Below are 12,625 nucleotides of genomic sequence, written 5' to 3'. Positions count from 1 at the left end.
CATGCTGGAAAAAATCATTGCAAGCGTCGCCGCCTGGATCATCGGCATCATCTCGACCATGGGTTATGGCGGCATCGTGCTGTTGATGGCGATCGAGTCAGCCTGTATTCCCCTGCCTTCTGAAATCATCATGCCGTTTGCAGGCTACTTGGTATTCACTGGCGAATTAACCTTATGGGGTGTGGCGCTCGCAGGCGCTATAGGTTGTGTAGTCGGCTCAATTCCAGCCTATTACTTGGGAATGTTCGGCGGTCGCCCACTGGTGGAAAAATACGGCAAATGGGTGCTGATTTCCCATCATGACCTGCACCTGGCAGACCGTTGGTTCGAGAAATACGGCGACATCATCATCTTCATCGGCCGCCTGCTGCCTGCGGTACGCACCTTCATCGCCTTCCCGGCTGGAGTAGCACGCATGCATCTGGGCAAGTTCATTGCTTATACCTTCGTCGGCTCCCTGATCTGGTGCTTCCTGCTGGCTTATGCCGGCATGAAATTCGGCCAACATTGGGAATCGTTAGAGGTTTACTTCCATCAGTTCCATATCGTGCTGGTCGTCGTTGGCGTGATCTTTGCCGTATGGTATGTCAGGCGCCACTTCAAGGCCATGCGCCGCGTGCATCATCACGATCATCATTAGTCCCAACTGCATCCCAGCGAAACAGATAGGGGAAACGCAAACGGCAGAAAGGAAAAAAGCGTGGGTAATGCTACCCCACGCCTTTCTCCTCCTCTATCCCCCCCGGGATTCAGACGGTCCAGACCTTATACGGTCAACATCTTTCTACGACGCTTGGCTGTTACGAGGATAACAGCCAGGCCTGCCAACAGCAGGGCGTAGTGATGTGGTTCGGGCACTGCAGTAGTGATTGCCACGAAGCCATTGTTAGCACCCAAGGTCAGGGCATTGTTCCAGTTATTGGCCACCACATTGCCGTTGACCGTACCGTTGCTGCCTATGATCGTGGCATTGGTAGCCAGGATGCTTGCACTCAAGTTGATGCCGGCAAGATTAACCGTTGTAGCATCGTAGAAGTTGAGCAAAACGTTATAGTCGCTGAATGTGTTCCAGCCGCCAGTCAGCGAAGCATAATCACCGGAAATATTCAGGATCAGCGTCGCACCAGAAACAATACTGCTGAAGTTCCAGTTGTTGATGGATGCCAGATCGCTGCCGCTAAGCGTGAAATACTCGATTGCGGAATTGGTACCAGTCAAGTAACCGCCGGTGCCATATTTGTATTCGACGTTGCCAGTCGCTGTTGTGCTGTACAGGCTATTGGAAAGCGCGCTCAGGCTGGACTTGGCCGCCGCAAAGTCTATCGGGGCAGCACCATTGCTGTAGCTGTTATAACTATCCCACTGTGGGGCATTTACAGCTCCGCCTACCCAGGTAACTCCATTGATTCCGTTGTAGGCTTTCGTCAAATTGCCACCAACTACCACACCATAGTCATTGCCATTGGAGTTAGCGATACCGGAATTACTCAGATTGGCATTGCCACCCACTGCAACAGCGCCGCCAATCGAACTCCATCCCCACTGGGAAGTTTGGTAGTTATCAAATACAAATACGTTGTAATTGGATGCAACCCCAAGATCAATCGTGGTCGCCGCTGCCGGAGCAGAAATTGCTGCCATTACTGCCAACCAACCTAATTTCATTTTCATCTTCGCTTTTCCTGTAGTGGGGTTACGTTCGCTTTACTATAAGCAACCGCTATACCAATCCTTGCCAACTCGTATTCCCAATCAGAAATTTTATAAAAATCCTTTATTTTTCAATGGCATAAAAATTAAATATTTTTCACACATTATCTTGAATTATGTGGACAGTCGATAATAAATGGTATTGGGAAAGCGTCAATGTGACAAAATTTCCACACATCCATCAAAATTTTGACAATTCCTGTCATGGTTTCGTCAAGAATTCACCATCAATCTGAAGCATCAATCATGCTTGCTCAAGGCAACTCGCACAACTTGCCGAGCGCCATGAAATAGATTGCCTTGCGCACCGGCAACCCTTCTCCCGCGAACAGGGAGGCATATCCTGTCAACTGCGGCTCGAACGCTTCAGCCGCTTTGAGCAGGGTCCCAGTATCGGCATCGGCAGGGAAGCGGGTTGATTTATAGTCGATAATCCAACGCTCGCCGTTTTCTATAAAACACCTGTCCACGACTAATTGCTTTAGGCCGTTCTCGCCTACATGGCCCATGGCAAGCTCTGCTGAGGCCTCGTCGCGCGAGGTCAGCACCCAGCGCCCATCTGGGCTTTGCAGGGTCAGCTCAAGCAATTTCAATACTTGCGCAGCACCCTCTTCCGCTGATTCACCATAATGTCCCTGTTGCCGGAGCCAGCGCACCATGGCTGGTTTCAATGCTGGCAAACGTGCAAGCCATCCATCAAGATCAGAGGTTGCGGCCATGATCTCAACATATTTATGCGCAAGCGTGCCGATATGCGCCTCCAGGCTGGCCTGTCTGCCCAGCACCGGGCCTTCCTCGTGAGGCTGGCCAGTAGAAGCCTGGTCATGCCTGTTTTCGGCAAATACCCTGGGCATGCCTGGTTCCTCCACCCGCACCAGCTTGGGAATGAAATCTGCCAGTGCCATTTCTGGCCTGGCAGTTACTTCCAGAGGCACCTGCTCTGCCGCCTGCATGAATTGCGCCACCACATGCGGCCATAGCAGATCCAGGAAAGTGCCATTCTCGGGCCTCAGTTCACCCTTGTTGTTCGGGCTAATGCTGCCGAGCAGATGCAGGCTGCGTTCGGTACGTGTAGCAGCCACATACAGCACGCGCGCGTTTTCATTATCCGCCCGCGCTTTTTCCAGCAGCTTGAGATAGCTATAGGGGCTAGGCTCATCCCGGCCTGTCGCCCCCTTGGGGATGAACGGCGCAGTGACGAGCTCGGTGCTGACACCAGCTTCGGTTTCCACCGCCACCTCCTCCCACAGGAGCAGCGGCGTGTCGCCATTGCGCGCCCTGCGCTCCAGGCCCGGCAGGATCACCGTGTCGAACTCCAGCCCCTTGGATTTGTGAATGGTCATGAACTGCAGCTGGCCATTGGCCTCGATATCCGGGGCCGCATACAGCTTGCCTACCTCCTGCACCAGCCGTTCCAGGCTGAACCTGCCCTGTTGGTCCAACTGCTCCACCAGCCTGAAATATGCCTCGACATCGGTAATATCACTTGCCTGCCACAGGCATTGCGCCCCACCCAGCATGAGCCAGGCGCTTTCCAGCCAGCGGCCCAGCGGCATGCGCCCCTGTTGGCCTAGCGCCTCGGAGAGCACCTGCACGACATGCCGGCTGCGCTTGCGGCCATCCTCGCTCATTGCTTCAAGCACCTCGCGGTCGCAAAGCAAGGACCAGATGGTGCGGTAGCGCTCATGCCCGGCCAAGACATGCATATCCGCCAGACTCAAGCCGCACCATGGCGCACGTAATATCGCCAACCAATTCACGCGGTCGGCGCGCTGCAGCAAGGCGTGGGTAAGCGCCAGCAGGTCCTGCACGCTTTGGCGCCCGGCCAGGGGCTCGATCTCTACCGCCTGAAAATGCAAGTCGGCGTGATGGCGGCGGATTTCCGCTACCAGGGTTTCAAGGTGGGTACGCGCACGGACCAATACGGCAATGCTGGCCTCCGGATTGCTGGCCCAGGTACTGCGTATGATCTCAACCGCCCGGGCTGCCTCGCGGATGCGCAACGCCCCGGCATCCTCACCTGCACCGGCAATCAAGGGATGTACGAACACTCCGGCCCCGGCTTCACCCTGCTGGGTCGCCACGAACTCGCGGTAATGAATCGCTCCCTGCACTACGCTGTCCTGTGGCGGAAACACCTGTCTGAAAGTGGTATTAATCCAGTCGACCACGGGCGGGCACGAGCGGTTGTTGCGGCAGAGCTGCAGCCGCTCCAGCTTCAATTCGCCTATCCCTTCCTCGGCCACTTCCAGGAACAAGCCGACATTGGCCTTGCGGAAGCGGTAGATCGACTGCATTGGGTCACCTACGGCAAACAGGGTTCGTCCGTCTCCCGGCAGCCACCCCTGGGTCAGGCGCTGCAACAGCCTGACCTGGCCGGGGCTGGTATCCTGGAACTCGTCTACCAGCAAATGGCTGATTTGGTAATCCAGCTTCATCGCAAGGTCGCTGGCTGTTTCGTCCTCTCCGCCCAGGGCCTGCAGCGCGCGCTGGGAGACTTCGACGAAATCCACCTCTCCCGCCTGCTGAAACACCAGCCATAGCTGGGCCACGGCAAGCTTGAGCAATTGCGCAAGCGCCGCCACCATCTGCCATCCTTGCGCATCCTGGCGGCGCGGCAGGCTGCGCAGGCGGTGCAGTGCGGCTTCCATGTCCGGCACCTGGGCAAGCACGGTCGTTATTTCCGCGAACTGCTCCTTGAATGGCTTGGCTTCGGGCGTTGCCGGCAAACCATTCCTGACATTGACCGTCTTGCGCAGGCTGCCCGTGCCTGTGAGCAGCAGGTCGCACACGGCTAGCCAGGCAGGCAAGGCCTGAAGAGTCGCAGGCAGCGGGGTTTCCCAATCCAACAGCAAGGCCTGCGGAACGTCGCACGGCAGGTTGCTTGCCGCGTAGCGCGCCACCGGCATCAAGGCATGCTGCAGCCGCGGCTCCAACAAGCTGGCCGCGGCCTGGATATCCTGGCTCAAGAGGTGCTCGAGCGCACGCTGCGCCATCTGTGGCGCGTCATCGCGGCTGGCGTATTCCATCCATTGGTCACGCTTGCCCAGCATGTCGATCAACAGGCCGATGAGCTTCTGCACATCGTTATCAACATAGCTCAACGCCAGGCGCACCGGCTCTCCCAACGCCTCATCGTCCATCAGCGCCAGCGTGCGCTCGGCAGCGAGCCGATAGTGGGTTTCCGCATCCTCGCTGATCGCAGGCTGGCTGCCGAAGCGGCTCAGCAGGGGCATTTGCCTTGACAGGTGCCCGGATAATGAATCAATCGTGAAAATACGCAAGCGCGACGGATTATCCAGCAATTGCCAACCCAGCCCGGCCGCGTGCTGCAATGCCGCCACGCCCAGCTTGAAGGTCAGCCGCTTGTGCGCGGCTTCAGGCACTTGGCCGCCGGCCGCCATCAGCAGGCTGTCGAGAATACGCGCACGCATTTCCGCCGCCGCCTTGTTGGTGAAGGTAATGGCAACGATTTCTTCTGGCTCCTGCACCGTGGTGAGCAGGCGCAGGAAGCGCTGGGTCAGCAGCTCGGTCTTGCCAGCGCCCGCAGGCGCTTCGACGATGAACGACGCCAGCTCCAGCGCACGCTCCCGGCTCAGGCTGTCTATTTGCAACAGGTCCATGGATTCCAGCCCGACTGTGCCGCTCATGCCGTCTCTCCCCGCTGCAAGCGCTCGAACTGCAGGCGCCGTTCCGGCAGGCGCAGCAAGGGCAACACCTCGCAATAAGCGAGGTCGCCTTCATCCTGCAAGCGCACAACAGCCTCGCCGCGCTTGAGTTCCTGCACCACGGCGGTCAGGCTCGCGCGCCAATGTGCAAGCACGCTGTGCCAATCCGGGAAGTCGGCCTCGGGGAAAACCTCCCGCGTCTTCTTATCGTCCAGCACCGGCATCGCCGGCAACACCTCTTCCCTGGCAAGGCCGGCAAAACTGTGCTCCTCCAGCCTGACCATGGCAAACGCGATCGCGGCAATCTCCCCGGCATTGGCATCCGCCGTTGAAGAGTCAGCCGTGGCGAGCACGAAAGCGGCGTACACCGGCAATTGCGGCTCGGTAATCCTGTCCTGCGCCCAGTTGCGGGTATCTGGCTTGCGACCGGTCTTGTAATCCATGATGATGCGGCTGCCATCCTCGAGCTGGTCTATGCGGTCTATGATCAGGGTGATATCCACGCCCTCGATCGAGACCGATTGCCTTTGCTCACTAGCAAGCACGGTGAACCTATGTTCGCGGGTTTTCTCGAACGCCAGCCATCCACGCAACAACTTGGCCAGGCGCATGGTTTCCAGCGTCTTGAAGGCATCGCTTAATGCCTCGTCACAAGTCTCGGCATAAGCCTGTAGGCCAGCTTGCACCGCCTCAGACAGTGCCTGCTCCAGCTGTGCTTCACTCATGGCTTGCAGGTCGTCCAGGCCCCGGCCGCGCCAGAAGTGCTCCAACACGAAATGCACCAGCGTGCCGCGTTCGGCAGCATCCAGGCCATTGACCGGCATTTTCAGTGCGCGCGCATGCAGCCGGTACTGGAAATAAGCCCAGGCGGGGCAGATGGCCTGTGCCTTGAGTAGGCCGGTACCGCCCGAGACATGCTCGCCTTCCTGCACCGGCGGCGCCTGATGGTCGGCCAGCCATTGCATGGGGCTGGCATGCTGCCCAGCCAGCGTTTGCGCCAGGCTCTGGCTCAGTGCCACGGGTTCTTCGCGCAAGGTGATGGGCTGCACCAGCGGGCTCAATCGCAGCTCCCGTTCGCCCTCCTTCGCTGCACTGGAAAACACCACATGTTGCGCGCTGCGCAACATGCGCTCGTGAATGGCCTGGGCAAATGCCGTCTGTGCCGCGCTGTCGGCATTCGGCAAGCCATGACTGCGCTGCATGGCGGCGGGCAACAAAGGGTTAGGCCGCGGTGGTGGTGGCCATGCGTGGTCGTTCATGCCCATCACCCACAGGCCATCCAGCGGCGCGCTGACGCTCTCCAGCATGCCCATCACCTGCAAGCTCACTTCGCCTTCCGCCTCGGGCTGGTAAATCTGCTCCTGCGCCAACTCTCTCAACCGCAACAATACCTGCGACAGACTCATGGCTTGTTGCAACACATCCAATGCCGCCAGGGCTTGCAATACCTTGTCGAACGCCTGGATGGCCTGGTACTCGAAACTGGACAGGCTGCGCTGCTTGCCGGGCCATTCCAGCGCATCCAGTAGGCGGCGAATCGCGTCGACCCATGCAGAAGGCAACTGCTGGCGCGGCTGCTCCTGCAGGATGGCAAGCGCTGCCGCCATGTGTGCCTGCAAGCCCGCAAGGCGTAAAGGCGCCTGGGCGCTGCCCGTCTCACGATGCACGAATTTGAGCAGACGCGGCACACTCAGCGACAAAGGCAGCCATTCGCGCATGCGCGCATCAAGCTGGGCGCGCGCATCGGCCTCGGTGACGGCATGCGACCAGTAAGGTTGTTGCAGCAATTGCGAAAAAGCCTGCTGCTCAACGCGGTACTGGCTAAAGAATTGCAATAGCGCCAGCGCGGTTTGCACCACGGGTTCGCGGCTCAAGGGCTGGCCCAGCGAGAAATCGTAACGGCGCGGTGCTTCCACCGAGGCCGGGCGCACCCAGGCTGGGTGCAAGGCATCGTCCAGCAGACGTGCCAGCGTGCCGCGCAGCTTGGCAAGCTCGGGCACCACGATGCCCACTCTCGCGCCTGAATGCTGCTCAAGAATGGTCTTGGCCCACGCTACCGCGGCACGACATTCCGCCTCCTGGTCAACCAACACTATCCGCTGGCTTTGTCCCGGCGCCTGCAAGCCAGTGTCATGACGTTGCACTTCCACGCCACGCTGGCGCAATATTTCCTGCAAACGTGCCATCTGCGGGGTAATGCGGTCGAACCCAGCAAATGCCACAGAACCAGGCAACCGCCCCAGCCCTTTTGCAAGCATGTCCAACTGCCAGTCGAAATACCGCGCGGGCTCCATCCAGCCGCCTTGCCTGCATCGGGCTACAAATGCGCGCCGCCAGGCCAGGAACTGACGCGTTTCCTCACTATAGGCCGCATCGGGCAAAGGCAACCGCCACTCCAGCAGCAACTGGTTGGCCTCCTGTGCCGCCAATGCCAGGCCCTTGATGTCGAACAGCTCCTGCAACACCTCGGACGCCAGCGATTGGGCAATGACCTCCTCCCACAGTGTGCGCTCCTGCACATTGCTCAGCACGCCCTGCGGCGCATCCTGCAAGTCTATCTCACCCTGCAGCACGGCTTCCTCATATAGGCTATCCAGCCATTGGTTGACGGTAGAAGCATTTAGTACGGGCCATTGCATCAGCCCCTTGGCATGCTGTGCCCTGCCGTGGTCGAGCTGCAATGCGCGGGCCAGCCGCGCGGTAGCGCAGAGGATTAAATGATCAGTATTCATTAGCAGGATTTTACTTGATTATGGTCTGGCATCCCCGCATAGCGCTCACGTTCCGCAATGCGCGGGCAAACCGCCTGCAAAAGGCGCAATACGGGCTGCCGTATCGGGATGCGAGGAGAGCATCTCCGGCATTTTGCCACCCTTGGCCTGGCGTTGCAGGGCAGTCAGGATTTCCGCGAATGCACTGGGAGGGATACAGACCTGCCGCAACGCTGCCAGGGCGTAGGCATCGGCCTCTGTTTCCATACTGCGGGAGTAATTGAGCTGCAACAGAACGGCAGGCAGGCCGGAAGCCAGCGCATCGAAATCCCCAGTCAGAGCCACCAGCACCAGCCCCGATAATGTCGCCTGCAAGGCATGGCGCAGCGAATGGCGCCGTTGCACATGCCCAAGCTCGTGCGCGAGCACAGCCAGCACCTGGTCCTCATTGCGGCTCAATGCCACCAGCTCATCCGTGACCACAATAATGCCTCCTGGGAGTGCCATGGCATTAGCGCCAATGTCACCGCCACGGCGGAATTCCAGCCGGTGGGGCGGACATGTTTCCTGGCGGGCGCAGAATGCAGCCAATGCCTGCTGCAAGGCTTGCCGGCGCTCGGGCTTCAGCCTGGTCGGCTTGAAATAACCATACTTGTGGTCCATGGCCCTGAGCACCTGTTCCCCCAGGCTGGATTCCGTGTCCGCAGGCACCATGCGCGCCACCTGCTCCGCGGCCAGCGGCACGCCGTAGCGTATCATTCCCCAGCCTGCAAGCATGGCCAGCAATAATGCAAGCAATACCCATCCCAGGTGGTTTTCAATGAAATGCAGCATGCGCCAAAACCGATTGCCCGCAGGCAGACGCAAGCTGCCGAAGGCGGCATGGTTTCGCGTTTCAAGGCGCCCGCCGTCCGGCAACTCGATCACGCGCCTGGCGCTACCCACCGGTGCCTGGGGCCGGACGGCACTGAGCAGGAAACGCTCGGATTCGCCACCAACGCCAAAGCTCAGGTGCTGGTCTTCAAGCGTCACGAACACCGGCTTGGCATCGGCAGTGATGCCATCGAAATAATCCGCCTCGAAAACACGCATAACAAGCCTATTATCCCAAGGCAAGCTCGACGTCGAACATTTCGCCGACTTCTTCGCCTGTTGCCTTGATCTCGGCCTTTTTCTCGCCGACAAACCGCTCAAAATTGGTTTCGCCAACCAGACTCAGGCGCTCGGCATGGTAACGCATAGTGCGGATTTGCGCCCATGGCGTCAGCAAACCGAGCGAAAACACGATCAGCAACAGGTTGGTCGCATAAAGCCAGACCAGGTCGCGCGAGCGCAAGTTAGCGCTGAAGCCGACATGCTCGAGCTGTGTGCCATTCCAGATCAGATTGAGCAAACGGGCGCGCAGGAAGGCCCCGCAAATGGTCAGGATCAGTAGGTAGGTGAATAGCAAGGGCACAATGGTCTGCTGCATGCTCTCTTTTGCCCAGGCATCAGCTTTATTGGCATTCAGCAAGCCAACAAACAAACCTGCTGCCAGGAAAAGCCCCACCAGCAGCAGCAAGGCCTTCAAGTAAGCGATGTAAAAGTTCTTCACTTTGAAATCGGCAGTGAAAGGACTCCTGCCGAAGCGGTGCCCTTCGGCCAGAAAGCGGTTGCGCCGCTGGGAAATAAATGGATACAGCAGGCCCAGCGTCAGCACCATCAGTATTGGCAATAAGATGTAGTACAGCACTGCGTCCCATAACCTGCCCTTGAAATCAAAGCGCAAACCGCGGTAACTGGAATTGCGCGCATTGAAAGTCAACGAGCGCACGATAATCCAGGGTAGAAAAACAATGAATGCGATGATGAATACGCCAGACAATATGGGCGAAATCTCGGCGCTGATCGAATACAGGACGAACAAGCCAAAAGCGAGGAAGCGCCCATTGAGAATCGATATTGGCGAAGCATGGTAGTCGAATGCAACGCCGTCAATGAATGTATGCTGGTAAAAATACTTCTTGCGCCTCACCTTGGCCCAGGCGGAATAAATCCCTAGGGTTAGGATGCTCAACAGCAAATTGACAATCCAGATGCCGAAATACTCGCCTGCCTTGCCTGTAAACACGACAGGCGTTTTTTGTTCCTCACTCATCATAAAACTCCCCTTAAGGTTTTGTGACGCTGTTATATAAATTTATATGTTTACCTTGCCTGCAAGGCGGATTGAGCTTACCTCCAAAACTCATACTCATGCAATGGCTATAGTTTTTCGGCCCCCATGCGCTTGACAGCCAGCGACTTGCACCCTACCTTGCGAGCCTATGGCAGACCAGAAAAACTACATCACGCCGGAAGGCTACGCGCGTCTCAAGGACGAGTTTGAACAGTTATATAAAGTGGAACGTCCCAAAGTAGTCAGCGATGTCTCCTGGGCAGCGAGCAATGGCGACCGCAGCGAAAACGGCGATTACATCTACGGCAAAAAACGGCTGCGCCAGATTGATTCGCGCCTGCGCTTCCTCATGAAGCGCATGGATATTGCCGTAGTCGTTGATCCGCAAACCCAGCAGGACCTGGAGAAAATCTACTTCGGCGCCTGGGTGGAGCTTTATGCCCTGGAGCGCGAGAGCGAACATCATTACCGCATCGTCGGCCAGGATGAACTGGACCCGACCAAAGGCTACATCAGCTGGATTTCGCCGCTGGCACGCGCCCTGCTGGGCAAGCAGCCCGGCGATGTCGTGCGGGTGCAAACCCCTGCCGGGGAAGAAAGCTACGAAGTAGTCGATGTCAGTTACCATGCCCCGTCAGAGGATTGATAGAGGATAATGCCCAAGCAGTGGGATATTTTCTGCCGGATCGTCGATAATTTTGGCGATATCGGCGTCTGCTGGCGGCTGGCGCGGCAGCTTGCCCACGAGCATGGTGTGCGGGTAAGGCTATGGGTCGACGACTTGCCCGTTGCGCAACGCTTGCTGCCTGGCCTGGATGCCCACCTGCCGCAACAGGTGCTGGATGGCGTGACCATTGCGCACTGGGCAAACGATTTTGCATTCGACAGCGTGGCCGAGGTCGTCATAGAAGCTTTTGCCTGCGAATTGCCCGAAGCCTATGTTCAGGCGATGGCGGCAAAACCGCCCGTCTGGATCAACCTAGACTACCTCAGCGCAGAACCCTGGGTGGAAGCATTTCATCTACAGCCTTCGCCCCATCCCAGGCTGCCGCTGAAAAAAACCTTTTTCTTCCCCGGCTTCACGGACCGTACCGGCGGCCTGTTGCGCGAACGCGACCTATTGACCCATCGCGATGACTACCAGCAATCCTTCACTCTTTCAGAACAAGCATTGCGCGTCTCGCTGTTTGCCTACCCGCAAGCCGATATTGCCACCTTGCTGGCTGGCATGGCGGAAAGTGAACGCCAGGTGCTATGCCTGATCCCGGAAAGCAGCCTGCTGGAACCCGTACGCCGGTTCTTCAACAGCGCCCCATTGCAAGCGGGCGAACAACGGACGCAAGGCGCGCTCACGGTCACTATCCTGCCTTTTATCAGCCAGCCGGACTATGACCGCCTGCTGTGGTCGTGCGATCTCAACTTTGTGCGCGGTGAGGATAGCTGGATCCGCGCCATCTGGGCGGGCAGGCCTTTCGTCTGGCAACCCTACCTGCAAGACGAAGATACCCATATCACCAAGCTTGAAGCCTTTCTTGAGCGCTACCTTCCAGGGCTAGGAACCGAGACAGCAAATACCTGGCACGCATTCCACCTCGCCTGGGCGCGCATGCAGCTGGCACCCACCAGTTGGAACCAACTGGCCAAGGCCCTGCCCGCCATCCGCCAGCATACCGTGCAACAGGCACAAACCCTTGCTGAACAAGCAGATATGGCATCCCAACTGATTATTTTTGTGAGAAATTTTCAGCAATCTCAGGTATAATGCGCGACTTTTTACAATTCACCATTTTTTAAGTCCCAGGACATCACATGAAAACAGCTCAGGAACTTCGCGTAGGCAACGTATTTATGGTAGGCAACGACCCTATGGTTGTGCTGAAAGCCGAATACAGCAAATCGGGCCGCAACTCCTCCGTGGTCAAGATGAAATTCAAGAATCTGCTCACCGAGTCCCCGAGCGAAGCGGTCTACAAAGCCGATGACAAGTTTGACGTGGTAGTTCTGGAAAAGAAGGAAGTGACTTACTCCTACTTCGCCGACCCGATGTATGTGTTCATGGACGCGGAATACAACCAGTACGAAGTTGAAGCGGAAACCATGGAAGATGCGCTCAATTTCCTGCAGGACGGCATGGAATGCGAAGTCGTGTTCTACAACGGCAAGCCCATCTCCGTTGAACTGCCGAACTCCGTCGTGCGCGAAATCACCTACACCGAGCCAGCCGTCAAGGGCGACACTTCCGGCAAGGTAATGAAACCAGCAAAAATCGCCACCGGCTTCGAGTTGCCAGTGCCTTTGTTCTGTGACATCGGCGACAAGATCGAAATCGACACCCGCACATTGGAATACAAGAACCGCGTGAAGTAAGCAAGACTGAT

Annotated in this window: 9 protein-coding genes; 4 read left to right on the top strand and 5 right to left on the bottom strand. The window is 57.7% G+C overall.

Annotation, left to right across the window (positions count from 1 at the left end):
* The first annotated feature begins 1 nt into the window (after window position 1).
* The gene (locus LG198_RS02135) at window positions 2-640 is read left to right on the top strand and encodes a DedA family protein (protein WP_230341522.1); all 639 of its coding nucleotides are present in this window, start codon (window positions 2-4) and stop codon (window positions 638-640) included.
* Between the two features lie 125 nt (window positions 641-765).
* Here LG198_RS02135 and LG198_RS02130 read toward each other — a convergent pair whose 3' ends face one another.
* The 5 genes from LG198_RS02130 to LG198_RS02110 form a co-directional block, all read right to left on the bottom strand.
* A complete protein-coding gene (locus tag LG198_RS02130) occupies window positions 766-1,671 on the bottom strand; it encodes a choice-of-anchor A family protein (RefSeq protein WP_230341521.1) in 906 nt (301 codons plus the stop codon).
* 293 nt (window positions 1,672-1,964) lie between these two features.
* Window positions 1,965-5,360 (bottom strand): UvrD-helicase domain-containing protein, encoded by a 3,396-nt coding sequence (locus LG198_RS02125; protein WP_230341520.1) that lies wholly within the window; start codon window positions 5,358-5,360, stop codon window positions 1,965-1,967.
* The gene (locus LG198_RS02120) at window positions 5,357-8,110 is read right to left on the bottom strand and encodes a PD-(D/E)XK nuclease family protein (RefSeq protein WP_230341519.1); all 2,754 of its coding nucleotides are present in this window, start codon (window positions 8,108-8,110) and stop codon (window positions 5,357-5,359) included. Before LG198_RS02120 ends, LG198_RS02125 begins: the two co-directional genes overlap by 4 nt.
* Before the next feature lie 45 nt (window positions 8,111-8,155).
* Entirely contained in the window at window positions 8,156-9,181 is a 1,026-nt protein-coding gene (locus LG198_RS02115; RefSeq protein ID WP_230341518.1) for a M48 family metallopeptidase, read from the bottom strand.
* A 10-nt stretch (window positions 9,182-9,191) separates the two neighbouring features.
* The gene (locus tag LG198_RS02110) at window positions 9,192-10,229 is read right to left on the bottom strand and encodes a YjgN family protein (protein ID WP_230341517.1); all 1,038 of its coding nucleotides are present in this window, start codon (window positions 10,227-10,229) and stop codon (window positions 9,192-9,194) included.
* Between the two features lie 166 nt (window positions 10,230-10,395).
* Here LG198_RS02110 and greB point away from each other — a divergent pair, with 166 nt between their 5' ends.
* The 3 genes from greB to efp are packed head-to-tail and all read left to right on the top strand — an operon-like array spanning window position 10,396 to window position 12,614.
* Complete coding sequence (gene greB / locus LG198_RS02105; RefSeq protein WP_230341516.1) at window positions 10,396-10,893, top strand: transcription elongation factor GreB; 498 nt, start codon at window positions 10,396-10,398, stop codon at window positions 10,891-10,893.
* A 9-nt stretch (window positions 10,894-10,902) separates the two neighbouring features.
* Window positions 10,903-12,009 carry an elongation factor P maturation arginine rhamnosyltransferase EarP gene (earP, locus tag LG198_RS02100; RefSeq protein ID WP_230341515.1) on the top strand — a complete coding sequence of 369 codons (1,107 nt, stop codon included), beginning with the start codon at window positions 10,903-10,905 and terminating at the stop codon, window positions 12,007-12,009.
* Window positions 12,010-12,056: 47 nt separating this feature from the next.
* On the top strand, window positions 12,057-12,614 hold the full coding sequence (gene efp, locus LG198_RS02095; protein ID WP_230341514.1) for an elongation factor P: 558 nt from the start codon (window positions 12,057-12,059) through the stop codon (window positions 12,612-12,614).
* The last annotated feature ends 11 nt before the right edge of the window (window positions 12,615-12,625 follow it).

The sequence above is a fragment of the Methylobacillus arboreus genome (assembly GCF_020532725.1).
Lineage (GTDB): Bacteria > Pseudomonadota > Gammaproteobacteria > Burkholderiales > Methylophilaceae > Methylobacillus > Methylobacillus arboreus.
Note: the sequence above shows the minus strand (reverse complement) of the source record. Positions and strands in the feature narration are given on the sequence as shown.

What these genes read in the sequence shown, in the direction of transcription:
- LG198_RS02135 (WP_230341522.1), top strand. Translation starts at nt 2, where the DNA reads ATGCTGGAAAAAATCATTGCAAGCGTCGCCGCCTGGATCATCGGCATC.
- LG198_RS02130 (WP_230341521.1), bottom strand. Translation starts at nt 1,671, where the DNA reads ATGAAAATGAAATTAGGTTGGTTGGCAGTAATGGCAGCAATTTCTGCT.
- LG198_RS02125 (WP_230341520.1), bottom strand. Translation starts at nt 5,360, where the DNA reads ATGAGCGGCACAGTCGGGCTGGAATCCATGGACCTGTTGCAAATAGAC.
- LG198_RS02120 (WP_230341519.1), bottom strand. Translation starts at nt 8,110, where the DNA reads ATGAATACTGATCATTTAATCCTCTGCGCTACCGCGCGGCTGGCCCGC.
- LG198_RS02115 (WP_230341518.1), bottom strand. Translation starts at nt 9,181, where the DNA reads ATGCGTGTTTTCGAGGCGGATTATTTCGATGGCATCACTGCCGATGCC.
- LG198_RS02110 (WP_230341517.1), bottom strand. Translation starts at nt 10,229, where the DNA reads ATGATGAGTGAGGAACAAAAAACGCCTGTCGTGTTTACAGGCAAGGCA.
- greB (WP_230341516.1), top strand. Translation starts at nt 10,396, where the DNA reads ATGGCAGACCAGAAAAACTACATCACGCCGGAAGGCTACGCGCGTCTC.
- earP (WP_230341515.1), top strand. Translation starts at nt 10,903, where the DNA reads ATGCCCAAGCAGTGGGATATTTTCTGCCGGATCGTCGATAATTTTGGC.
- efp (WP_230341514.1), top strand. Translation starts at nt 12,057, where the DNA reads ATGAAAACAGCTCAGGAACTTCGCGTAGGCAACGTATTTATGGTAGGC.